This is a genomic window from Streptomyces xingningensis (assembly GCF_054957865.1).
Genome location: NZ_JBDJPF010000002.1, coordinates 35059 through 57936, shown reverse-complemented (window position 1 = coordinate 57936; position 22878 = coordinate 35059). Strand labels below are relative to the sequence as shown.

20 protein-coding genes and 1 tRNA gene are annotated in these 22878 nt (G+C 70.2%); 3 read left to right on the top strand and 18 right to left on the bottom strand.

Annotated features, from left to right (window positions below; translation table 11 throughout):
* Nucleotides 1–30: 30 nt before the first annotated feature.
* The 3 genes from ABCR83_RS01455 to ABCR83_RS01445 all read right to left on the bottom strand — a co-directional run bounded on the left by ABCR83_RS01455 (nucleotide 31) and on the right by ABCR83_RS01445 (nucleotide 2229).
* Nucleotides 31–915 carry an alpha/beta fold hydrolase gene (locus ABCR83_RS01455; protein ID WP_462692437.1) on the bottom strand — a complete coding sequence of 295 codons (885 nt, stop codon included), beginning with the start codon at nucleotides 913–915 and terminating at the stop codon, nucleotides 31–33.
* A 751-nt stretch (nucleotides 916–1666) separates the two neighbouring features.
* A complete protein-coding gene (locus ABCR83_RS01450) occupies nucleotides 1667–1924 on the bottom strand; it encodes a type II toxin-antitoxin system RelE family toxin (protein WP_462692435.1) in 258 nt (85 codons plus the stop codon).
* Nucleotides 1921–2229: a hypothetical protein gene (locus tag ABCR83_RS01445; RefSeq protein WP_462692433.1), complete on the bottom strand. Its 309-nt coding sequence runs from the start codon at nucleotides 2227–2229 to the stop codon at nucleotides 1921–1923. Before ABCR83_RS01445 ends, ABCR83_RS01450 begins: the two co-directional genes overlap by 4 nt.
* Before the next feature lie 190 nt (nucleotides 2230–2419).
* Between ABCR83_RS01445 and ABCR83_RS01440 the strand changes: the two genes are divergently transcribed.
* Nucleotides 2420–4093, top strand: a complete 1674-nt coding sequence (locus ABCR83_RS01440; protein WP_462692431.1) for an alkaline phosphatase D family protein — start codon at nucleotides 2420–2422, stop codon at nucleotides 4091–4093.
* On the opposite strand, the gene ABCR83_RS01435 is transcribed toward ABCR83_RS01440, so the two are convergent.
* Nucleotides 4090–4671 (bottom strand): dienelactone hydrolase family protein, encoded by a 582-nt coding sequence (locus ABCR83_RS01435; RefSeq protein WP_462692429.1) that lies wholly within the window; start codon nucleotides 4669–4671, stop codon nucleotides 4090–4092. The genes ABCR83_RS01440 and ABCR83_RS01435 overlap by 4 nt on opposite strands.
* Nucleotides 4672–4784: 113 nt before the next feature.
* Between ABCR83_RS01435 and ABCR83_RS01430 the strand changes: the two genes are divergently transcribed.
* Nucleotides 4785–5843 carry a mechanosensitive ion channel family protein gene (locus ABCR83_RS01430; RefSeq protein ID WP_462692427.1) on the top strand — a complete coding sequence of 353 codons (1059 nt, stop codon included), beginning with the start codon at nucleotides 4785–4787 and terminating at the stop codon, nucleotides 5841–5843.
* Between the two features lie 6 nt (nucleotides 5844–5849).
* Here the strand turns inward: ABCR83_RS01430 and ABCR83_RS01425 are convergent, their stop codons facing one another.
* The 4 genes from ABCR83_RS01425 to ABCR83_RS01410 form a co-directional block, all read right to left on the bottom strand.
* Nucleotides 5850–7442, bottom strand: coding sequence for a Na+/H+ antiporter (locus ABCR83_RS01425; RefSeq protein WP_462692425.1), 1593 nt, complete (start codon nucleotides 7440–7442; stop codon nucleotides 5850–5852).
* Between the two features lie 166 nt (nucleotides 7443–7608).
* Nucleotides 7609–8550 (bottom strand): RluA family pseudouridine synthase, encoded by a 942-nt coding sequence (locus ABCR83_RS01420; protein ID WP_462692423.1) that lies wholly within the window; start codon nucleotides 8548–8550, stop codon nucleotides 7609–7611.
* Between the two features lie 48 nt (nucleotides 8551–8598).
* The gene (gene lspA, locus ABCR83_RS01415; protein ID WP_462692421.1) at nucleotides 8599–9195 is read right to left on the bottom strand and encodes a signal peptidase II; all 597 of its coding nucleotides are present in this window, start codon (nucleotides 9193–9195) and stop codon (nucleotides 8599–8601) included.
* 146 nt (nucleotides 9196–9341) lie between these two features.
* On the bottom strand, nucleotides 9342–10304 hold the full coding sequence (locus ABCR83_RS01410; protein WP_462692419.1) for a TraR/DksA family transcriptional regulator: 963 nt from the start codon (nucleotides 10302–10304) through the stop codon (nucleotides 9342–9344).
* Between the two features lie 445 nt (nucleotides 10305–10749).
* Here ABCR83_RS01410 and ileS point away from each other — a divergent pair, with 445 nt between their 5' ends.
* Complete coding sequence (gene ileS / locus ABCR83_RS01405) at nucleotides 10750–13896, top strand: isoleucine--tRNA ligase (protein WP_462692417.1); 3147 nt, start codon at nucleotides 10750–10752, stop codon at nucleotides 13894–13896.
* 99 nt (nucleotides 13897–13995) lie between these two features.
* On the opposite strand, the gene ABCR83_RS01400 is transcribed toward ileS, so the two are convergent.
* The 10 genes from ABCR83_RS01400 to ftsW all read right to left on the bottom strand — a co-directional run bounded on the left by ABCR83_RS01400 (nucleotide 13996) and on the right by ftsW (nucleotide 22866).
* Nucleotides 13996–14069, bottom strand: a tRNA-Ala gene (locus tag ABCR83_RS01400).
* A gap of 92 nt (nucleotides 14070–14161) precedes the next feature.
* Nucleotides 14162–15367 carry a DivIVA domain-containing protein gene (locus tag ABCR83_RS01395; RefSeq protein WP_462692415.1) on the bottom strand — a complete coding sequence of 402 codons (1206 nt, stop codon included), beginning with the start codon at nucleotides 15365–15367 and terminating at the stop codon, nucleotides 14162–14164.
* A 61-nt stretch (nucleotides 15368–15428) separates the two neighbouring features.
* Nucleotides 15429–15713, bottom strand: coding sequence for a YggT family protein (locus tag ABCR83_RS01390; protein ID WP_462692413.1), 285 nt, complete (start codon nucleotides 15711–15713; stop codon nucleotides 15429–15431).
* A gap of 85 nt (nucleotides 15714–15798) precedes the next feature.
* On the bottom strand, nucleotides 15799–16401 hold the full coding sequence (locus ABCR83_RS01385) for a cell division protein SepF (protein WP_462692411.1): 603 nt from the start codon (nucleotides 16399–16401) through the stop codon (nucleotides 15799–15801).
* Between the two features lie 118 nt (nucleotides 16402–16519).
* A complete protein-coding gene (locus ABCR83_RS01380) occupies nucleotides 16520–17239 on the bottom strand; it encodes a YggS family pyridoxal phosphate-dependent enzyme (protein ID WP_462692409.1) in 720 nt (239 codons plus the stop codon).
* Entirely contained in the window at nucleotides 17236–18003 is a 768-nt protein-coding gene (gene pgeF / locus ABCR83_RS01375) for a peptidoglycan editing factor PgeF (protein WP_462692407.1), read from the bottom strand. Before pgeF ends, ABCR83_RS01380 begins: the two co-directional genes overlap by 4 nt.
* A gap of 9 nt (nucleotides 18004–18012) precedes the next feature.
* On the bottom strand, nucleotides 18013–19248 hold the full coding sequence (ftsZ, locus tag ABCR83_RS01370) for a cell division protein FtsZ (protein ID WP_462692405.1): 1236 nt from the start codon (nucleotides 19246–19248) through the stop codon (nucleotides 18013–18015).
* A gap of 240 nt (nucleotides 19249–19488) precedes the next feature.
* The gene (locus ABCR83_RS01365; protein ID WP_462692403.1) at nucleotides 19489–20352 is read right to left on the bottom strand and encodes a cell division protein FtsQ/DivIB; all 864 of its coding nucleotides are present in this window, start codon (nucleotides 20350–20352) and stop codon (nucleotides 19489–19491) included.
* Nucleotides 20353–20382: 30 nt separating this feature from the next.
* Complete coding sequence (gene murG / locus ABCR83_RS01360; protein WP_462692401.1) at nucleotides 20383–21477, bottom strand: undecaprenyldiphospho-muramoylpentapeptide beta-N-acetylglucosaminyltransferase; 1095 nt, start codon at nucleotides 21475–21477, stop codon at nucleotides 20383–20385.
* Between the two features lie 6 nt (nucleotides 21478–21483).
* A complete protein-coding gene (ftsW, locus tag ABCR83_RS01355; RefSeq protein ID WP_462692399.1) occupies nucleotides 21484–22866 on the bottom strand; it encodes a putative lipid II flippase FtsW in 1383 nt (460 codons plus the stop codon).
* Between the last annotated feature and the right edge of the window lie 12 nt (nucleotides 22867–22878).

The window sequence follows — 22878 nt, the reverse complement described above, 5'->3', positions numbered from 1 at the left end:
CTGACGGGCCTGACGGTCAGACTCAAGCGGTCAAGGGTGGGACGGGCTCCCCGGAGCCCGCTCCACCAGCGCCCGGAGGATCAACTCGGCCTCCGTCCACAGCACCGCACCCCCAACCCCGGGGACGATATGCCGCACCGCCCCGGGGATGCTCTCGGCCAACCCGGCCCCCTGGTCGGGCGAGTGGCCGAGATCCCGCTCCCCGTACCACAGGTCCACCGGCACCGTGATCGCCGAGAGATCGATCCCCCACCGCCCCATGGCCAGCGCGGTATCACGCGCATAACCCTCCGCGCCCTGCGCGAAGGCCTCCTCGAGCGCCCGCCGATAAGCAGCGGCGAACACCGGCTCCTGGTACACCGCGAGGTCACATTCCGGGCTGTTGGCCATGACCATGTCCCACATCGCGTCGGGCGTAAAACCCGCGAAGATTCCCTCCGCCGCGGCCGAATCCGCCACCGCGAGATCAACCAACCGCCGCAATTCCTCCGGCAGCACATCGGCGAACCGCGGCGCCGCAACCTCATCCGCCCCAGAAACCACCGCGAGCGCGCCGATCACCCCACCCGCGGCGCAAGCGAGAGCAAACGGCGCCCCCTGCGAATTCCCCACCATCGCGGGCCGGTTCAGACCCCGCTGAGCGGCAAAGCAACGAACATCCTCAGCGAAATCCGCGAAGGTGCGCTGCGGCGCCGGCGTGGAAACCCCCAACCCAGGCCGGTCCAAGCCGATCAACCGCACCCCGAGCGCATCCACCACCCCCGCCCCGAACCCAAGATGCCGACTGGTGGCCGCCCCCGGAGAAAACAACACCGGCACCCCATCCACCGGCCCCCACTCCGCCCAGCCCAGCCGCCTCCCATCGGGAAGCTCTTCCTCACCCACCCGAACCGGGTCAGCAATGCGCACATTCATGGGCGCATCCTGCCAGCCCGGCCCTCTGCACTGCGAACCCTTTTCCAGTTCCAGTGAGCGACGGTGCCCTGTTGTGCATTGTGCGGGTCAGAACAGATACGAAGTGTTTCTGCACCGCTTCGCGGTTTGGGGGGGGAGGGCAGGAGGGGCTGCGCCCCCTGGGCCCGCCCGCTGCGCGGCCGGAGCGGGGTGGGCCGGAGCGGGGCGGGAGCCCTGGTCCGTTTGCGGTGCGGAGTGCCGGGCTGCGCCCGGTCCCGCTCCGCTGCGCTGCGCGGGGCGAGGTGAGTCTTGGGTTGGGGTGGGTGGGGAGTGCGGGGGCGTGGTGCTTGGTGAGGTGGTTCAGGGTTTAACTGGGATCGATTCCCTGCAGTCAAAGCGGCGTGTCGAGGAGGGTAATGACTCCTTACCGGAAGGTAACTGGGGCAAACCGGGCGAGCGAACACCCTGGCGCCCCCGCCCACACCCCCCGCGCAGCGCAGCGGAGCGGCCCCGGGCGCAGCCCGGCGCTCCGCGCCGCAAACGGACCAGGGCTCCCGCCCCGCTCCGGCCCACCCCGCTCCGGCCGCGCAGCGGGCGGGCCCAGGGGGCGCAGCCCCTCCTGCCCTCTCCCCCCCCCAAACCGCGAAGCGGTGCAGAAACACTCCACACTGATTGAAGCCCAGCCCCCACCACACCCACACCCACACCACACTCACACCCGGCACCGCGTCCTCATTGGTGAGGGGCGGCCCGTGCGGTAACGGTAAGGACGTCACCGCACGGGGGTGCTCCCGATGAGCAAGAGCGTGACGGCGATATTGGTTCCATCGATCTCGTACAGGGCTCGGTATCGGCCGACATGGAGGCGCCAACTGTCCGTACCGCCCAGGCGTACAGCACCAGACGGGTATGGGTCCATCGCGAGGGCGTTGATCGCGTCGGCGAAGGGCTTGACCGTGTCTCCGTCACGCTGCCGGAGGGCACGCAGATCCCGGGCGGTGCTGTTGGCCCAGATCAGCGTGTACCTCACGATGCCGCCTGCTGGTCGAGCATGGCCATGGCCTCGGCGTGAGTCACCGTGCGGCCGTCACTTTCGGCCCGGGCGAGTTCGATGAGATGCAGATCGGCGGCGTCTTCCAGGGCGGCACGAGCAGCAGGGTCGTCACCGGCAGTCTCCACAACAGCCTGCCGCCACCAGTCATTGAGCAGGAGGTCAAGAGCACCGGGGCTGTCGACGCGACGCACATCGTCCCAGAACCGGGTATGCCAGCTTTGGTCAAGGGCGTCGGCGATACCACCGATGGTCCGGGGGATGTCCGGTAGTTCCATGCTCATGCTGCGGCCCTCCTGCCGGATGCCTTCGTGGGCGTGCCCGGCTTCAAATCCTATGGGAAGAGGCCATGGGAATGCGGGCGTCCGAGAGCGCGAGATCATGGCAGCCCGAAGTGCTTTCCAAATTGCCAACCCCTGCATGGGAAGGGCCATCAAAAGGACTGGTTTTGCCAAGCCATTAAGCTGCTCCCCCGTGAGTGATCATCCTCAAACCCCCCAGACCCCCCGCGCACCCCGCATATCCCGCCGCGTCGCCGTCACGGCCGCTGCCGCCACCGCCGCGCTGCTGCCCTTCGCCGGAGCGGCCACCGGAGCGGCCACCGCCCGGGCGGCGGGCAACCCCTTCCTGCACGGCGTCGCCTCCGGCGACCCGCTGCCCGACGGCGTCCTGCTGTGGACCCGTGTCACCCCGGCCCCCGATGCCGTGCCCGGCTCCGGGCGTGGGCCGGCCGTCGAGGTCACCTGGCAGGTGGCGGAGGACGAGGCCTTCGCCCGGGTGGTCGCCAAGGGCACCGTCACCGCCTCGGCCGCCTCCGACCACACGGTGAAGGCGGACGTACGCGGACTGCGCCCGGCCACCGACTACTTCTTCCGCTTCAGCACCGGCGACGGCGTCAACTCCCCCACCGCACGCACCCGTACCGCGCCGGCGGCCGATGCCGCCGCCGACGGCATCCGCTTTGGTGTGGTCTCCTGCGCCAACTGGGAGTCGGGGCACTTCTCGGCGTACCGCCACCTCGCGGGCCGCCGCGACCTGGATGCGGTGCTGCATCTCGGGGACTACATCTACGAGTACAAGTCGGGTGAGTATCCCGCTGCCAAGTATGTCGTGCGGCCGCACAACCCCGCCCATGAGATCGTCACCCTCGCCGACTACCGCACCCGGCACGGCCATTACAAGACCGACCCCGATCTACAGGCCCTGCACCACGCGCTGCCGCTGATCGCCATCTGGGACGACCATGAGTTCGCGGACAACGCCTGGTCGGGCGGGGCGGTGAACCACACGCCGGGTGCCGAGGGCGAGTGGGTGGCGCGGATGGCGGCGGCGAAGCAGGCGTACTTCGAGTGGATGCCGGTACGTCCGTCTGTTGAGGGCACCGCCTACCGGCGGTTGCGGTTCGGCCGCCTCGCCGATCTGCACCTGCTGGACCTGCGATCCTTCCGCTCACAGCAGGCCAAGACCGGCAGCGGGGCGGTCGATTCGGCGAACCGGACGATCACCGGGCGGGCGCAGCTCGACTGGCTCAAGGACGGGCTGGCGGCCTCCGACACCACCTGGCGGCTGGTCGGCAACCCGGTGATGATGGCCCCGGTGGCCTTCGGCGCCCTGCCCGCGCAGTTCCTCAAGCCGCTGACCAAGCTGCTGGGGCTGCCCGGCAGCGGGATCACGGCCAACACCGACCAGTGGGACGGCTATACGCACGACCGGCGCGAACTGCTGGACCACCTCAGTGGGCGCGGCATCCGCAACACCGTCTTCCTGACCGGCGATATCCATATGGCCTGGGCCAACGATGTGCCGAGGCAGGCGGCCACCTATCCGCTGCTGTCCAAGTCCGTCGCCACCGAGTTCGTGGTCACCTCGGTGACCGCCGACAATCTGGACGACACCCTGCACGTCCATCCGCGCACGGTATCCGTGACTGCCGAGACGGCGGTCAAGACCGCCAACCGCCATGTGAAATGGGTGGACATGGACTCACATGGCTATGGCGTCCTCGATGTCACCGCCGAGCGGGCACAGATGGACTACTACGTGCTGTCCGACAAGCGCGATCCGAGGGCGACGTCGTCGTGGACCCGTTCGTACCGGACCCGGTCCGGGAGCCAGCGGGTGGAGCGGGTCAAGTCACCCGTCCGCTAATGGGTTCCGAGGGATTCGAGGAAGCCGAGCGCCGCCGTCCAGGCGGCCTCGGTGGCCTCCGCGTCGTAGTCCAGCAGCTGCTCGTCCGTGAACAGGTGCCCGGCCCCCGGGTAGCGGTAGATCTCCACGTCCGCCCCGGCCCGCCCCATCCGCAGGTACCAGGCGTTGAGCCAGTCGTGCGGTTCGAAGGGGTCGGGGTCGGCGACATGCAGTTGCACGGGCAGCTCGTCCACGGCCACGTTCTCCGGCAGGTCCGAGGTGCCGTGCAGAAGCAGGAGCCCGCGCGCCTTCTCATCGACCAGCGCCAGGTTCTGGGCGATCGCCCCACCCAGCGAGAACCCGGCATAGACCAGACCCCGGTCGGACAGCGGGGCGGCCGCCTTCACCGCCCGTCGCAGCAGCTCCTCCCGGCCGATCTCGTCCTTGATGGACATGCCGTCCTCGACGCCGTCCGCCGTACGCCCGTCGTAGAGGTCCGGTACGAGCACCTCGTGCCCGGCGGCACGCAGCCGCTCGGCGGCGGTGTGCACGGCGGGCCGCAGCCCGTAGGCGGAATGGAACAGAACAACCGACGCCACTGGAGTCACTTCCTTAAAACCGCTGGATCGCGTGGCCCCATCGTGCCAGCTACGGTCGGCAAGGGGAGGCCCGGCAGCGGACCGTCGGAAGGGCTGGAAGGGGCTGAGCAGCTGTGGCAGACGCGCTGCGCCCCCTCGCGGTCCTCGGCGGGGCGGTGATCGTCACCCTCGCGGTCGGCTGGACCGTCGACCTGGCGTTGCGCCGGATGGGTGCCCGGCACCCCGAAACCCCGCTGTGGGATCTGCTGCGCCGCTGCCGGTGGCCACTGCGGCTGACGCTGTGCGCGGCGCTGCTGCTCGGCGGTTACCAGGTCGTCCGGCCGGCCCGGGGGCATAACGGGGCCATCGGGCAGGTGCTGGCCCTGCTGCTGATCGGGTTCTGTGGCTGGCTCGCGGTCCGGGTGGCGGACGCGGTGATCGAGTCCGGCTATGCGCGCTATGCCTCCGGCGACCGGGACCCGGCCCGGCTGCGCCGGGTGCGCACCCAGCTGACGCTCATTCAGCGGATCGTCACGGCGGCCATCGCCGTGCTGGCGGTGGCGGCGATGCTGCTGACCTTCCCCGCCATGCGGGCCGCGGGGGCCTCGCTGCTGGCCTCGGCCGGGCTGATCGGCATCGTCGCGGGCATCGCCGCCCAGTCGACGCTGGGCAATCTCTTCGCGGGGCTGCAGATCGCCTTCGGCGACGTGGTGCGCATCGGTGACACGGTGGTGGTCGCGGGCGAGCGGGGCACCGTCGAGGAGATCACGCTGACCTATCTGGTGGTGGCGACCTGGGACGAACGGCGCATCACCATGCCGGTGTCGTACTTCACCAGCCGCCCGTTCGAGAACTGGTCGCGCGGTACCCCGACGATGACCGGCACCGTCTTCCTCCATCTGGACCACTCCGCCCCGCTGGGCCCGCTGCGCGAGCAGCTGCACACGGTGCTGCGGGGCTGCCCCGAGTGGGACGGGCGGGACTGGAGCCTGACGGTCACCGACACCACGCCCTCGACGATCCAAGTGCGGGCGCTGATGACCGCCCAGGATCCGGACGGCATCTGGGCCCTGCGCTGCGCGGTCCGCGAAGAACTCATCGCCTGGCTGCGCAGCGAACATCCGTATGCACTGCCGCGCATCACCACGGCACCCGCGCCACCCGGTCCGGCGGACACCTCGGACTCCCCCTAAGGATCCCTAAGGACCCCGCAGGCTCCGTACGTCCAGGTGGCGCAGCACCCGGTCCACCACCTCGGGATCCATCCACGGCTCGCTGCGCGCGTCGAGTACCGCGTGCCGCGCGGCCGAGAGCAGATCGCCCTGGATGCGCTGGATGGTGCGCAGCCGCTGGACGCGCTGGGCGTGGGCCTCGCGCCGCTCCTCGTCGACCATCTCGGGGCTGATGCGGGCGCCGATGTCGTAGGCGCGCCGGTACAGCATCTCCATCAGGTCCTCGGAGAGGTCCTCCGCCCGCTCGATCTCCAGCAGCCGGTGCTTGGCCGCCTTGGCGGCGCGGACGGCCAGCTGCCGCTCCAGATCCCGGGTCCAGTCGGAGTCGGCGCGCACCCCGAGCAGCCTGACCAGCCGGGGCAGCGTCAGGCCCTGGACGACGAGCGTGGCGATGATGACGGCGAAGGCGATGAAGAGGATTTCGTCCCGGGCCGGGAAGGGTGATTTATCGTCCGTGGTCAGCGGGATGGCCAGGGCGAGCGCCACGGAGGCCACGCCGCGCATCCCGGACCACCACATCACCAGGGTCTCCCGCCAGCTCGTCGGGATCTCCTCGTCGATGTCGCGGCCCTTGTGCAGCCTCTTGGCCAGCCAGGTGGCGGGCAGCAGCCACATCAGACGCACGCCGACCACGACGGCGATGACGATGCCGCCGATGCCGAGCATCTCGCCCCAGCGGCCCGAGGCAGTGCCGAGGGCGGTGTGCAGCTCGAGGCCGACGAGGCCGAAGGCGACGCCGGTGACAAGGGTGTCGACGATCTCCCAGAAGGTGTGCCCGGCCAGCCGCCCCAGCACATCGTCGGCGTCCGATGCGTACTCGGCGAGGAAGAGCGCGGTGGTCAGCACCGCGAGCACCCCGGAGCCCTTGAACTCCTCGGCCAGGACATAGGAGACGAACGGCACCAGCAGGGTGAGCCCGATCTGGAGCGTCGCGTCGCCGAGGACGTCCATCAGCCGCTTGGTGACCCAGCCGAGCAGCAGGCCGACCACGATGGCCAGCACGGCGGAGAACACCAGCTCGGCGACCGCCTTCGGCAGCGAGAAGCTGCCGCTGACGGCCGCCGCGATGGCCACGTGGTAGAGCACGATGGCGGTGACGTCGTTGAAGAGCCCCTCGCCCTCGAGGATGGAGACCAGGCGGCGCGGCAGCCCCAGGGAGCCCGCGACGGCCGTCGCGGCGACGGGGTCGGGCGGGGCGACGAGCGCGCCCAGCGCCACGGCCGCCGCGAGCGAGATGCCCGGCACGATCGCGTTGGCGACGGCGGCGACCGCAGCGGTGGTGACGAAGACGAGCGCCACCGCCAGCAGGAAGATCGGCCGCCGGTTGGCCGCGAACTGCCGCCAGGAGGTGCGCTGGGCGGATGCGTAGAGCAGCGGCGGCAGCACCAGCGGGAGGATGAACTCCGGCGGGATGGCGATGTTCGGTACGAACGGCAGCAGGGCGAGGACGATCCCGCCCAGCGTCATCAGCACCGGTGAGGGCAGCCCCAGCCGGTCCCCCAGCGGCACCGTGACGAGCGCCCCGAGGAGCAGCACGAACAGCAGGGCCAGCTGGTCCACGGGGCTCTCCGGGCGGCTGGGTGGACGGCAGATCCACTTCAGCCTGACACGGAGCGGCCGGGCGGGCCTGCCGAAGTCCGGTGCGTGCTGCCGCGTGGGCACAACCGGCCGCGGACGGCCCGCGGCTGGCCGGCCGCGCCTCCGGCGGAGCGCTCGGCTCAGCCGCTCACGCGCTGTCCGCGCGCACCGTGTCCAGCGCGTGTCGGAGGTCGTCCGGGTAGGCGCTCTCGAACTCCACCCAGCGTCCGTCCGCCGGGTGTTCGAAGCCGAGCCGGACGGCGTGCAGCCACTGCCGGGTCAGCCGCAGCCGCTTGGCGAGGGTGGGGTCGGCGCCATAGGTGAGGTCGCCGACGCAGGGGTGCCGGTGGGCGGCCATGTGTACCCGGATCTGGTGCGTACGGCCGGTCTCCAGCTTGATGTCGAGCAGGCTGGCGGCCCGGAACGCCTCGATGAGGTCGTAGTGCGTGACGGACGGCTTGCCGTCGGCGGTGACCGCCCACTTGTAGTCGTGGTTGGGGTGCCGGCCGATGGGGGCGTCGATGGTGCCGCTCAGCGGATCCGGGTGGCCCTGCACCAGCGCGTGGTAGCGCTTGTCGACCGTACGTTCCCGGAACTGCGCCTTGAGCAGGGTGTAGGCGCGCTCGGACTTGGCGACGACCATCAGCCCGGAGGTGCCGACGTCCAGCCGGTGGACGATGCCCTGGCGCTCGGCGGCTCCCGAGGTGGAGATGCGGTAGCCCGCGGCGGCGAGCCCGCCGATGACGGTGGGTCCGGTCCAGCCGGGGCTGGGGTGCGCGGCGACGCCGACCGGCTTGACGATCACGACGATGTCCTCGTCGTCGTGGACGATCTCCATGCCTTCCACGGGCTCCGCGACGATCTGCACCGGCGCGGGCGGCGCGGGCAGCTCGACCTCCAGCCAGGCGCCACCGCTCACCCGGTCGGACTTCCCGGCCTCCGCCCCGTCGAGCTGGACCTTGCCCGCGGCCGCCAGCTCGGCCGCCTTGGTGCGGGAAAAGCCGAACATTCGGGCGATCGCGGCATCGACGCGCTCGCCCTCGAGGCCATCGGGGACGGGAAGGGCGCGGATCTCGGGAATGGTGCTCACCCGTCGAGTATGCCGGACGGGTGACCTCGGTCCTTACGCCAGTCCGGGTCAGTCCCGGTGGACGGTGCCGTCCGGGTCCAGACCGCGGAACGAGAGGATCACGATCAGGAGGCCGCCGCAGACGATCGCCGAGTCCGCGAGGTTGAAGACCGGGTAGTGCGCGGGCGCGATCCAGTCCACCACGCCGCCCTCGAGGCCGCCGGGGTCCCGGAAGAGCCGGTCGGTGAGGTTGCCGAAGGCGCCGCCCAGCAGCAGGCCGAGCGCGATCGCCCAGGGCAGGCTGTGGAGCTTGCGCGCGATGCGGATGATCACCACGATCACCGCGGTGGCGATGCAGGTGAAGACGATCGTCAGCGCCTCGCCTATCCCAAAGGCGGCGCCACGGTTGCGGATCACATGGAGCTGGAGCCAGGTGCCGAACACCTCGACGGGGTCGTGGTGTTCCAGCTTGGCCACCACGGCCAGCTTGCTCCCCAGGTCGAGCAGGTAGGCGAAGGCGGCGACCCCGAGCAGCACTCCGATCCGGCGCCTGCCCGTGGTTGCGTCCTTCTCGCCGGCGGCCTGCTCACCGGCCGCCGGTCCGTTCGCCCCATCGGCGCCCTTCGGCGTGCCGGTGGACCTTCCGGTCTGCTCCGCCTCTGTCACGTGAGTCCTTCGCGTTGCTCGGCGTTCTGTACCGCTACCGCTCCCCACCATCATCCGGCATGACAGTGCCGTGCACTCCTGCGACTGATGGGTGCCAGGTGTTCTGCCCGGCTGAGGATGAGGGTACGGCACACCGTGCGGCGAGGTCAGCGGCGTTCCTGCCGCTGCTTGCACTCGACGCACAGGGCTGCCCGGGGGAACGCCTGCATCCGGGCCTTGCCGATGGGCTTGCCGCAGTTCTCGCAGAAACCGTAGGTACCCGCGTCCAGCCGGTGCAGTGCCCGCTCGGTCTGGAGCAGCATCTCGCGGGCGTTGGCGGCCAGGGCCAGCTCGTGCTCGCGGGCGATGTTCTTGGTGCCGGTGTCCGCCTGATCGTCGCCCGCCCCGTCACCCGAGTCGCGCATCAGCCCGCTGACCGCGTCCTCCGCGGCCTGGATCTCGGACCGCAGCCGGAGCACCTCGCTCTGCAGCTCGGTGCGGGCCTCGACCACCTCGGCAGGCGACCAGGGCTCCTCCCCCGGCCGTACCGGGAGCTCTCCGGGGCCGCCCGCGCGGGCTCCCGGCACCTTCTTCGCGGCCTCACCCAGGGTCTTCTTCGCAGCCACCGTCCTGGCTCCCGTCTTCTTCGCGGTTTCCGCCGACGCCGGTCCCTCCGCCACGGCCTTCCTCGCCGGTGCGCGCTTGGCGGGCGCGGCCTTCTTCACGGCCGGTGCGCTTTTCTTCGCAGCAGCTTCCTCCACCCCGGCGGTTTTGGTCACCGTGGCCTTTCCGGCCGCGGCGGCCTTCTTCGGCGGTGCCGCCCGCTGTGCCGTCTTCTTGACCGCCGGTGCCTTCTTCGCCGGTGCGGTCTTCTTGACCGTGCTCTTCTTCGCCGCCGTGCTCTTCTTCGCGGCCGCTCTTTCGGCCACCGTGGCCTTCACCGCCGGCGTGGTGGCTGCCTCGGCCGCCGCGGCCTTACGGCCGGTGGCGGTCTGCTTGGCGGCCGCCGTCTTCTTGGCCGCTTTCTTGGCCGCGGCCTTTTTCGCCGGGGCGGCCTTCCCCGGACCGGCCCCCTTTTTCACCGGCGCGGCCCCCGCGGACGCGACCTTCCTCGAGGACTTCTCCGCCATGGCCGCGATCCCTTCACATTTTACGATCTTGCGCGCGAATCGTGCGGGAACGATAAATCGGCTCAGGGCACTCGGCAACGGGGCACGCCGGTCTCCTGCCTTGTGCCCCGCCCCCGGCCCCGTAACCCGAACCGGATAATCGGGTCGTCCACCGCCGAGTGCGCCCCGTACACTGGCCGGAGCGAAAGGCGTGGATGGGACCAGTAGCGTCGTACGCAGCCATCAGCGACCCGGGGACGGTGCGAGCCCGGGGGCGTGCACGAAGCGAAGATCAGCCCGGAGCCGCCGGAAGAACGCCCCCATGGGTCAGTAGAACCGGCATCGCGACCCCAATGAGGGGGCCTCGGGCCAGGTGCCCGCGGCCAAGGAGGGTGGTACCGCGGGAGCGCAACAGCTCTCGTCCCTCCGACGGACAGCGCACAACCCGTCCCGCCGGAGGAAGCCGATGACGCAGTACCGACAGGTGCCCGCCCAGGTCGACCTGCCCGCCCTGGAGCACGCCGTGCTCGAGTTCTGGCGCGAGCAGAAGGTCTTCGCCCGTACCCTCGCCCAGTCCGAGGGCCGCCCCGAGTGGGTGTTCTACGAGGGCCCGCCAACCGCCAACGGCATGCCCGGTGCGCACCACATCGAGGCCCGGGTCTTCAAGGACGTCTTCCCGCGCTTCCGCACCATGCAGGGCTACCACGTCGGCCGCAAGGCCGGCTGGGACTGCCATGGCCTGCCGGTCGAGCTGGCGGTCGAGAAGGAGCTCGGCTTCTCCGGCAAGCAGGACATCGAGGCGTATGGCATCGCCGAGTTCAACGCCAAGTGCCGCGAGTCCGTGACCCGCCACACCGACGCCTTCGCCGAGCTCACCACGCGCATGGGCTACTGGACGGACCTGGACGGCGCCTATCGGACGATGAACCCGGAGTACATCGAGTCCGTCTGGTGGTCGCTGAAGGAGATCTTCAACAAGGGCCTGCTGGTCCAGGACCACCGCGTCGCCCCCTGGTGCCCCCGCTGCGGCACCGGTCTGTCCGACCACGAGCTGGCGCAGGGCTATGAGACGGTCGTCGACCCGTCCGTCTTCGTCCGCTTCCCGCTGACCTCCGGCCCGCTCGCGGGCGAGGCCTCGCTGCTGATCTGGACCACCACACCCTTCTCTCTGGTCGCCAACTTCGGCGCGGCCGTTCACCCCGAGGTGACCTATGTGGTCGCCACCGACGGCACCGAAAAGCTGGTGGTCGCCGAACCCCTGGTGGCCAAGGCACTGGGCGAGGGCTGGAAGGCCACGGGGCAGAGCTTCACCGGCCGTGAGATGGAACGCTGGACCTATCAGCGCCCGTTCGAGTGGGCCGACATCCCCGACGCCCATTACGTGATGAACGCCGACTTTGTGACGACCGAGGACGGCACCGGTGTGGTCCACCTGGCCCCCTTCGGCGGCGACGACTTCAAGGTCGCCCGGGCCTATGGAATCCCCGTGGTGGTCCCGGTGCGCTCGGACGGCACCTTCGAAGACGGACTGGACGTCGTCGGCGGCCAGTTCTTCAAGAAGGCCGACGAGGCACTGGTGACCGCACTCGAGGCACGCGGAGCGCTCTTCCGGCACGTCCCCTACGAGCACAGCTACCCGCACTGCTGGCGCTGCCACACGCCGCTCCTCTACTACCCACAGCCGTCCTGGTACATCCGTACGACCGCGGTCAAGGACCGGCTGCTCGAGGAGAACGAGAAGACCAACTGGTTCCCCGAGTCGGTCAAGCACGGCCGCTTCGGCGACTGGCTCAACAACAACATCGACTGGGCGCTCTCCCGGAACCGCTACTGGGGCACCCCACTGCCCATCTGGCGCTGCGAGGACGGCCACCTCACCTGTGTCGGCTCGCTGACCGAGCTCACCGAGCTGACCGGCACCGACCAGAGCGGCCTGGACCCGCACCGCCCGTACATCGACGCGGTGACCTTCACCTGCACCACCGAGGGCTGCTCGCACACCGCCGCCCGGGTGCCCGAGGTCATCGACGCCTGGTACGACTCCGGTTCCATGCCGTTCGCCCAGTGGGGTTACCCGTACCGGAACAAGGAGCTCTTCGAGCGGCGCTACCCGGCACAGTTCATCTCGGAGGCCATCGACCAGACGCGTGGCTGGTTCTACACCCTGATGGCGGTCGGCACGCTGGTCTTTGACAAGTCCTCGTACGAGAACGTCGTCTGCCTCGGCCACATCCTGGCCGAGGACGGCCGGAAGATGTCCAAGCACCTGGGCAACATCCTCCAGCCCATCCCGCTGATGGACCAGCACGGCGCCGACGCCGTCCGCTGGTTCATGGCCGCCGGCGGCTCCCCCTGGGCCGCGCGCCGGGTGGGTCACGGCACCATCCAGGAGGTCGTCCGCAAGACGCTCCTCACCTACTGGAACACGGTCGCCTTCCAGGCCCTTTACGCCCGCACCTCCGGCTGGGCCCCCTCCGCCGCCGACCCGGCCCCGGCCGATCGGCCGCTGCTGGACCGCTGGCTGCTCGGCGAGCTGAACACGCTGGTCGGACAAGTCACCGAGGCCATGGAGGCCTATGACACCCAGCGCGCCGGCAAGCTGCTGTCCGCCTTCGTGGACGACCTGTCCAACTGGTACGTCCGCCGGTCCCGGCGCCGCTTCTGGCAAGGCGACGCGGCCGCACTGCGCACCCTGCACGAGGTCGTCGAGACCGTCACCCGGCTGATGGCCCCTCTGGTGCCGTTCATCACCGAGCGGGTGTGGCAGGACCTGGTCGTCCCGGTCGACCCCCAGGCCCCGGAGTCCGTGCACCTCGCCACCTGGCCGGTGGCCGACACCGCGCTCGTCGATCCGGCGCTGTCACGGCAGGTGCTGCTCGTCCGCCGCCTGGTCGAACTGGGCCGGGCCACCCGCGCCGAGTCCGGCGTCAAGACCCGCCAGCCGCTGTCCCGCGCGCTGGTCGCGGCGGCCGGCTTTGAGGCACTGGGCGAGGAACTGCGCGCCCAGATCGCCGAGGAGCTGAACGTCTCCTCGCTCGCCTCCCTCACCGCCGATCCCTCCGGGGCGGGCGGCGGCTCCCTGGTCGACACCACCGCCAAGGCCAACTTCCGTGCTCTGGGCAAGCGGTTCGGCAAGGGCGTCCAGGCCGTGGCCAAGGCCATCGCCGCCACGGATGCCGCCGCACTGTCGCTGGCCCTGCGCGAGGGAACCGCCTCGGTCGTGGTGGACGGCGAGACCGTGGCCCTCTCCCCCGACGAGGTCATCGTCACCGAAACCCCCCGTGAGGGCTGGTCGGTGGCCTCCGACTCGGGCGCGACCGTCGCGCTCGATTTGGAGATCACCCCCGAGCTGCGCCGGGCGGGTCTCGCCCGGGACGCCATCCGGCTGATCCAGGAGGCCCGCAAGAACAGCGGCCTGGACGTCGCCGACCGCATCGCCCTGCGCTGGAAGTCCGGTGACCAGGAGGTCCAAACGGCCCTGACCGAGCACTCCGGGCTCATCGCGGACGAGGTCCTGGCAACGGACTTCGCCACCGGCGAGGCCGATGACACCTTCGGCGCACCGTTCGAGGACGAGGGCCTCGGGCTGACGTTCCGTCTCCGCAAGGCGTAGGGGGTGTCCGATGGGTCGGTGCGGGCCCTGACACACGACAGCGGCGGGGCCGCTCCCTCGGTCCGAGGGGGCGGCCCCGCCGCTTTGACGTCAACGCGCCAAGGCGGGGCGGAATCGAACCGCCTTCCTCCCACATGCCATGAAGGCGCTCTACCAGCTGAGCTCCACGCCTCGACGCCCAGAGCAGTGTACAGATGTGCGAAATGGGCCGGGCCCCTGGGGTGATCCCAGGGGCCCGGCCCAGATAACCGACCGCCTACGGCCGTCAGTTGTCATCCTCGTCGATCAGGAAGCCCCGCATCGGCGAAGGCGCCTGCATCGGCTGCGGGCCCTGCGGTCGCACCGGCGCCATCGGCTGGGTCATGGCCGGCGACATCTGCTGCTGCCCGCCATAGGACGGGCCGGCCGTCGACTGACCGTGACCACCCATGCTGTGACCGCTCATTCCCGCACCGGCCGAGGCCATCGACCCGCTCATCGAGGGGGCCGGCGGCAGCGACGGAGCGCCGGAACCACGCGGCGGGGCCAGCGAGTCGTCCGCCTGGTTCTCCAGCTGACGCAGCTGGCTCTCCAGATAGGACTTCAGGCGGGTGCGGTACTCGCGCTCAAAGCCGCGCAGGTCTTCGACCTTGCGCTCCAGCGTGGCGCGGGCGGACTCCAAGGAGCCCATCGCCACCCGGTGCTTCTCCTGCGCGTCCCGCTCCAGGGCGTCCGCCTTGGCACGGGCGTCCCGCTCCAGACCCTCGGCGCGGCTGCGCGCCTCGCCGACGATCTTGTTGGCCTCGGAACGAGCCTCCGCGATCGCCTGGTCGGCGGTCTGCTGAGCGAGCGACAGCACTCGAGCCGCGCTGTCACCACCCGGACCCTGCCCCGGCTGAGGCAGCTGCGGTCCGCCCATCGGACCACCCTGGCCCATGGGGTTCTGCCCCATCGGACCGGGCTGACCCATGGGGCCACCCTGGCCCATCGGACCGGGCTGGCCCATCGGACCACCCTGGCCCATCGGACCGCCTTGGCCCATCGGCCCGCCGAGCGGGCCACCACCCATCGGACCACCCTGGCCCATGGGGTTCTGCCCCATCGGGCCCGCGCCATGCGGACCCTGGGGACCGTGGCCGTGTCCGCCCGGCCCGGCCGGCAGCTGCGGGGCACCGCCCGGCAACTGCGGCGGGCCGCCCATCTGCTGCTGGTTCGGCGGCACCGGCTGCGGGCCGGATATGGCGGCGGGCACCGGAGCACCGGGCCGCTGGTCCTGCGGCTCGGGCTTGCGCATTCCCTGCTGCTGGTTCTGCGCGGCGGCCCGGGTCGCGGCGGCCAGCTTGGCGCGCAGGTCTTCGTTCTCCCGGAGCAGACGCGTCAGTTCGGCCTCGACCTCGTCGAGAAAGGCATCGACCTCGTCCTCGTCATAGCCTTCTCGGAGGCGGACGGTCGTGAACTGCTTGTTCCGCACGTCCTCGGGGCTCAGCGGCATCTCTTCTTCACCTCAACGTAGTCGTCGGCAATCGGCAAGACCGTATCGTTCACAGCCGCGTTCACAGCCGGCTCACGACGGTGATCAGGATGTAGACGATGATCATCAGTACGAAGAAGGACAGGTCGAGCGCCACGCCCCCGAGACGCAGCGGCGGGATGAACCGCCGCAAAAGCTTGAGTGGCGGATCGGTGACAGTGTAGGTGGCCTCGAGGAGGACCACCATCGCCTTGCCGGGTTGCCACGAGCGGGCGAACTGGAAGACATAATCCATCACCAACCGGAAGATGAGCACAATCAGAAAGCAGTACAGCGCGATGTAGATCACCTGCTGTGCGATGCCCATCTCGCGCTTCCCTCTCCCCTTGCTCATTCCCGAGCTAACGGCCCATTAGGCCGTCGCTCACCCGGTATTGCCCGATAGTGCGTCTCTAGCTCTGGTTGAAGAACCCGCCCTCTGCGATGCGGGCCTTGTCCTCCGCCGTGACATCGACGTTAGCAGGAGACAGCAGGAACACCTTCTGCGTCACCCGTTCGATGCTCCCGTGCAGGCCAAAGACAAGTCCGGCGGCGAAGTCGACAAGTCGCTTCGCATCGGTGTCGTCCATCTCGGTCAGATTCATGATCACCGGGGTGCCCTCACGGAAGTGTTCCCCGATGGTACGGGCCTCGTTGTAGGTCCGGGGGTGCAATGTCGTGATGCGGTAGGGCTCCCGCTCGGACACAACCTTGGGCATGATCACCGGTGCGTTCTTCTCCAGAGAGTGGCGTTCGGATGTGATGGACGACACGGGGGCGATTCGGGCGGGTCGTCCCGTTTCCGCTGTGAGCGGAGTGGGTTCGCGTTGCGCGGGAGGCTGGGCGACCCGAACCGGTTCTTCCGGCTGGGTCTGTTGGGCTTGGTGCTGCTGTCGGCGGCGGTCGGGCTCGGGCTCGGGCTCGAACTGGTCGTCGGGGTCGAACCCCCGGCCGTCGTACCCATCGTCCTCCACGAGGCCGAGGTAGACCGCCATCTTGCGCATCGCGCCGGCCATTCTCTGCGTCCTCCGCTCTGTGGTGGATCGGCTCCTCAACGGCGCTGGATCCACGTGCCATTCCCGCCTTTTGACGGGAATGACCATATTTTGTGCTGTGGTCCGACTCTTGGCGACGTTACCCGAGCCCGGGGCGGACTCCGAGTACCGCTGAGCCGACGCGCACATGTGTCGCACCCGCCGCCACCGCGTCTTCGAGATCCGCGCTCATCCCTGCCGACACCATGTTCGCAGCCGGATGGGCCGCGCGCAGGTCCGTTGCGATTTCCCGCAGCCGCTCGAAGGCCGCCCGGGGGCGGCCCGCGTACGGGCCGGCCAGCGGAGCCACCGTCATGAGCCCCGCCGGGCGCAGCCCTTCGGCCCCCGCGAGGGCGTCGGCGAGCGCCGCCACCCCGTCCGGCGCGACCCCGCCACGACCGGAGCCTCCCCCCGGTTGGGCGTCAAGAGCCACCTGGATCAGGCAGTCCAGTTCCCGGCCCGCGCGCACGGCCGCCGTGGAAAGCGCTGTGACCAATCTGACCCGGTCAATGGAGTGCACCACGTCGGCATAATTCACCACCGATCGCACTTTGTTTGTCTGCAATTGACCAACGAAGTGCCAAGTGAGTGGCAAATCCCGGCATTCCGCGGCTTTAGGAGCTGCGTCCTGATCTCGGTTCTCCGCTACCTGACGCACCCCCAGCTCCGCGAGATGTCTCACATCGCTCGCGGGATAGGTCTTGGTGACCACGATGAGGGTCACTTCTTCACGCTTTCGGCCCACCGCCGCACAAGCGGCAGAGATACGTTCCTCCACCCGAGCGAGGTTGTGGGCCAATTGGGTTCTGCGATCCGTCACTGCTCAGCGTCCAACCAGACATAGCTCGCGAGCCGCCCCGTGGTGCGCTCGCGCCGATAGGAGAAGTGGTCCGCGGACTCCAGCGTGCAAATGTGCGACCTGTCAACGGCCATGACGCCCATTCGGCCGAGCTGGGCGACGACTCCGGCCGCGACATCCACCGCCGGGGTGCCCTGCCGGGTGGTGGCCCATGCCTCGGGCACCGCCCCGGCCACCTCGGCACGCATCCCTTCGGGAACCTCATAGCAAAGGCCGCAGACCGAGGGGCCAAGGTGTGCGAGGATCCGGGCCGGCTCGGCGCCCAGGCCGGTCATCGCCTCGATGACCGCGGGCACCACTCCGGCGACCAGCCCCGGCCGCCCGGCATGGGCCGCTCCCGCGATCCCGGCGACCGGATCGGCCAGCAGCACCGGGGTGCAGTCGGCGGTCAGCACGGCGAGGGTGATTCCCCGGCGGGCCGTCACCACCGCGTCCACCGCGGGGACTTCGGCGGCCCGCCGCCAGGGTCCGTCCACCACGGCCACGTCCTTGCCATGCACCTGGTTCATCCAGACGACCGCCGCCGGGTCGAGACCCAGTGCCCGCGCCGCCCGCTGCCGGTTGGTCCGTACGGCCACGGGGTCGTCGCCGACCGCGCCGCCCAGATTGAGCTCCGCATAAGGAGCGGCGCTCACCCCGCCCCACCTGTCGGTGAAGGCGAAGTGCGCGCCGCTCGCATGTGCCACGTGTGTCACGGAAGGCACCGTGTGCTGTTGGCCTATCACTGGGGGCCGTTACTTCAGGAAGTCGGGAACGTCCAGTTCCTCGGCGGTCGAGTCCTGGTACGGCCGGGCCGGCGGGACCTGCGGCGAGGTGACCGGGGGCGGCGGGACCTCGGCGACCGGGGCCGGGTCGACCGTCGGCTCCTCGGTGCGCGGGGTCACGCTGCCGAGCCCGCCGAACGACGGGCGGGCCGGCTCGGCCGGAGCCGCCGGACGGCTGGACACCGAGGCCGGGGTGCTCTCCTCGCGGCCGCCGTAGGTGGAGCCGAGCACCTTGTCGCGGCTGCCCTTGGCCGGCGGCTGGCCGCCGTCGAAGCCGGCCGCGATGACGGTGACCCGGACCTCGTCGCCGAGGGCGTCGTCGATGACGGCGCCGAAGATGATGTTGGCCTCGGGGTGGGCGGCCTCGCTGACCAGTTGGGCGGCCTCGTTGATCTCGAACAGACCGAGGTCGGAACCGCCGGAGATGGAGAGCAGCACGCCCCGGGCACCGTCGATGGAGGCCTCGAGCAGTGGCGAGGAGATCGCCATCTCGGCGGCGGCCACCGCCCGGTCGTCGCCGCGCGCCGAGCCGATGCCCATCAGCGCGGAACCGGCCTCCGACATCACGGACTTGACGTCGGCGAAGTCGAGGTTGATCAGCCCCGGGGTGGTGATCAGGTCGGTGATGCCCTGGACGCCCGACAGCAGCACCTGGTCGGCGGACTTGAACGCGTCGAGCACGCTCACCTGGCGGTCCGAGATGGACAGCAGCCGGTCGTTGGGGATGACGATGAGGGTGTCGACCTCTTCGCGCAGGCCCGCGATGCCGTCCTCGGCCTGGTTCGCCCGGCGGCGGCCCTCGAAGGTGAACGGGCGGGTGACCACACCGATCGTCAGGGCGCCCAGCGAGCGTGCGATGTTGGCGACGACGGGGGCGCCGCCGGTGCCGGTGCCACCGCCCTCGCCGGCGGTGACGAAGACCATGTCGGCCCCCTTGAGGACCTCCTCGATCTCCTCGCGGTGGTCCTCCGCGGCCTTGCGGCCGACATCGGGGTTGGCGCCGGCGCCGAGGCCGCGGGTGAGCTCCCGGCCGACATCGAGCTTTACATCGGCGTCGCTCATCAGCAGGGCCTGTGCATCGGTGTTGATCGCGATGAACTCGACGCCCTTGAGACCGACCTCGATCATCCGGTTGATGGCGTTCACGCCACCGCCGCCGATGCCGACGACCTTGATGACTGCGAGATAGTTCTGCGGTGCTGCCACGTCGAAGGCCTCTCGCCTCGAGTTACGTATGCCTGGAGGTCGGTTCGCAATGCCAACCCGAACCCTAACGTTGAAGTTTAGGGTTACCCGTGTCACTGTTCCCTGGGTTCTCGGGACATGACACTAAGTCGACAAGTGGTGCGTGTTCAACGAACACGCCGAACCTCCCGTTTTTCTTTTCACCCTATGTGATCACCCATAGGCGTAGCCAACCAGGGTGCTGGCACGGCGGACCCCTCGTCAACTCCCCGACGCCGCAGGGGCGCTGGGAGCGCTGACGTCGAAGTGGTTCGCACCGTGCGCCGCCTTCATCAGTGCGGCGAGCGCACGGGCCTTCGCATCGCCCCGCTCACCGCTGCCCCAGACGACCGTCCGACCGCCCGTCAGCTCCACCGTGATGGAGTCGTACGAGCGTACGCGAACGGTCACGGTGTCCTTGCGGACCGCCGGTGGCAGGGAGGCCGCGACCCGGACGCCCTCGCCCTCGAGCCGTTCGCGGCCGAACCAGCCAAGGCTCGACGAGTTCCCGGGCGCCTCCAGCGTGAGCCGGGGCACCCGCTGCGGAGGGTGATCGACTGTGGCGAACCGCACGCCTTTACCGTCGATTTCGACAAACTTCCCGTCTTTTTCGAGGATCGCCCTTGGCTGTCGTTCGGTCACTTTGAGACTGATCGCGTGTGGCCAGGAGCGCGACACTTCCACCGTCTCGATGCGCGGCAGCCGGGTGCGCAGCCGGTCCGCGATGGCGTCGGTGTCCACCGACACCAGGGGTTCGCCGAGCGGTACGGCCGCCGCCGCCCGTACTTCGCCGGCGGTCAGCACCTCGGTGCCATGCACCTCCACCCGGCCGGCCCGGAGCCAACTGGAGCCATAGAGCGCCCAGCTGACGGCCGCGCCCAGGAGCACGGCCGCGATCCCCCAGACCAGCAGCCTGCGGCGGTGGGGCAGGCGGGGGCGGAAGCGGGCCAGGAGCCCGCGGGACTTCCCGGCCTTCGCGGGTTTCCCGCCGCCCTTGGCCGGCCGGGAGGGGCCGGACGCCGACGGTTTCGACCTCGGCTTACGGCTCTTCTCGCCACCGCGCCGGGCGATAGTCGGTCCGGCCACGCTCCCAGCCTCCTGCCTCTACGGGCCCCGTCAGCCCGATCTGCGTGCGGCAATCGCCTCGTACACCATGCCGACCAGCAGCTCGTCGGCGTCCCGGCGCCCGAACTCGGCGGCGGCGCGGGACATCTCGTACAGCCGGTGCGGATCGGCGAGCACCGGAAGCACGTGGTTCTGCACCCAGGCGGGGCTCAGCTCGGCGTCGTCGACCAGCAGACCACCGCCGGCCTTGACCACCGGCTGGGCGTTGAGCCGCTGTTCGCCGTTGCCGATGGGCAACGGGACATAGGCGGCGGGGAGCCCGACGGCGGACAGTTCGGCGACGGTCATCGCGCCCGCCCGGCAGAGCATCATGTCGGCCGCGGCATAGGCGAGATCCATACGGTCCACATACGATACCGGGATGTATGGCGGCATTCCGGGCATGTTGTCCGCGTGCGGCAGGTCGTTCTTCGGGCCGACCGCGTGCAGGATCTGGACGCCGGAGCGCTGGAGCACCGGGGCGACGGTCTGGACGACCTCGTTCAGCCTGCGGGCGCCCTGCGAGCCGCCGGAGACCAGCAGCGTCGGCAGGTTGGGGTCCAGACCGAAGGCCGCCCGCGCCTCGAAGCGCAGGGCCGCCCGGTCCAGGGTGGCGATGGAGCGGCGCAGCGGAATGCCGATGTAGCGGGCATTGCGCAGCTTGCTGTCCGGGGTGCTCACCGCGACCGAAGCGGCATAGCGCGAGCCGATCTTGTTGGCGAGGCCGGGGCGGGCGTTGGCCTCGTGGACGATGATCGGCACGCCGCGCCGCTTGGCGGCCAGATAGCCGGGCAGCGCCACATAGCCTCCAAAGCCGACCACACAGTCCGCCTTGGTGCGCTCCAGGATCTGCTCGGCGGCCTTGATGGTGCCGCGCAGCCGCCCGGGGACGGTGATCAGCTCCGGTGTGGGCTTGCGGGGCAGCGGTACGGCGGGGATCAGCCCCAGTTCATAGCCCCGCTCGGGCACCAGCCGGGTCTCCAGGCCCCGCTCCGTGCCGAGCGCCGTGATCCCCACGGTCGGGTCCTGCCTGCGCAGGGCGTCCGCGAGGGCGAGCGCGGGCTCGATGTGGCCGGCGGTCCCCCCGCCGGCGAGTACGACATGCACCGAAATTCACCGCTCTCCGGACGGTCGCTTCTTGACGCGCCGTCTCATCGTCTTCCATCTCACCCCAGGCTGCCGCATGGCCAGCGCCGCCCGCGCACCGGGTTCGTCGCGCGCGAAGGCGATCAGCAGCCCGATGGCGAACATGGTCGGCAGCAGGGCGGACCCTCCGTAGGAGAACAGCGGGAGCGGAACACCGGCGATCGGCAACAGGCCGAGCACCGCACCGATGTTGACCACGGCCTGAGCCATGATCCAGGTGGTCACCGCTCCCGCGGCGTACCTCACGAAGGGTTCCTCCGTGCGTCCGGCCACGCGGATACCCGCATAGCCTAGAGCCGCGAAGAGGGCGAGCACCGACAGCGTCCCTGCCAGGCCCAGTTCCTCACCGGTGATGGCGAAGATGAAGTCGGTGTGCGGCTCGGGCAGTTCGCCCCATTTCTCCACGCTCGCACCGAGTCCGGCACCGAACCAGCCGCCGTTGGCGAGGGCGTAGATTCCGTGTACGGCCTGCCAGCACTGGTCGTTCGGGCCGGGGTCGGTGGCGCCGATGCAGGCCAGCCGGGACATCCGGTTGGCGCTGGTCTTGATGAACAGCATGGCCAGCAGGACGGTGACGCCGAACACCCCGGAGAACAGCCGGGTGGGGGCGCCCGCCACCCACAGCAGGCCGAGCAGCACCGTGGTGAGGACGACGGTGGTGCCCATGTCGCCGCCCAGCATGATCAGGCCGAGCAGGACGAAGGTGACGGGCACCAGGGGCACCAGGAGGTGCTTCCACTGGGTGAGCAGCTTCTTGGCGTATTTGCGGGCCAGCAGGTCGGAGCCCCAGAGCACCAGCGCGAGCTTGGCGAATTCGCTGGGCTGGGCCTGGAAGGGGCCGCCGAGGGAGATCCAGTTGGTGTTGCCGTTGATGGTCTCGCCGATGCCCGGCACCTGGACCAGGACGAGCAGGAAGACCGAGCCGGCCAGCAGGGGGTAGGCGAGGGCGCGCAGCAGTTTGACCGGCGTCCGGGCGGCCACCAGCAGCAGCACGGCGCCGATGGCGGCGGCGAGCAGCTGCTTGCGGAAGAAGAAGGTGGGGGACAGTCCGCTCTGCAGGGCTTTGATCTGGGAGGCGGAGTAGACCATCACCAGGCCCAGCACGGTGATCAGCAGTGAGCCGCCGAGCAGCAGGTAGTAGGCGGTGAGCGGCCGGTCCCAGGCGCGCTTGGCGCGGCGGTGCAGGGTGCGCAGCCCGCCCAGTACGGTGCCGCGCGGCGGGCGGGGCGGCCGCGGGCCGCGGGCCGTGCCACCGCCCCCCGCCGGGCGGGGGGCGCGTACCGCGCGGGGTGTGGAGCCGCGCAGGGCCAGGCGCGCGGGGGGCAGGCCCGCGGTGTCGTCGGCGTACATCCGGGGTGTCCC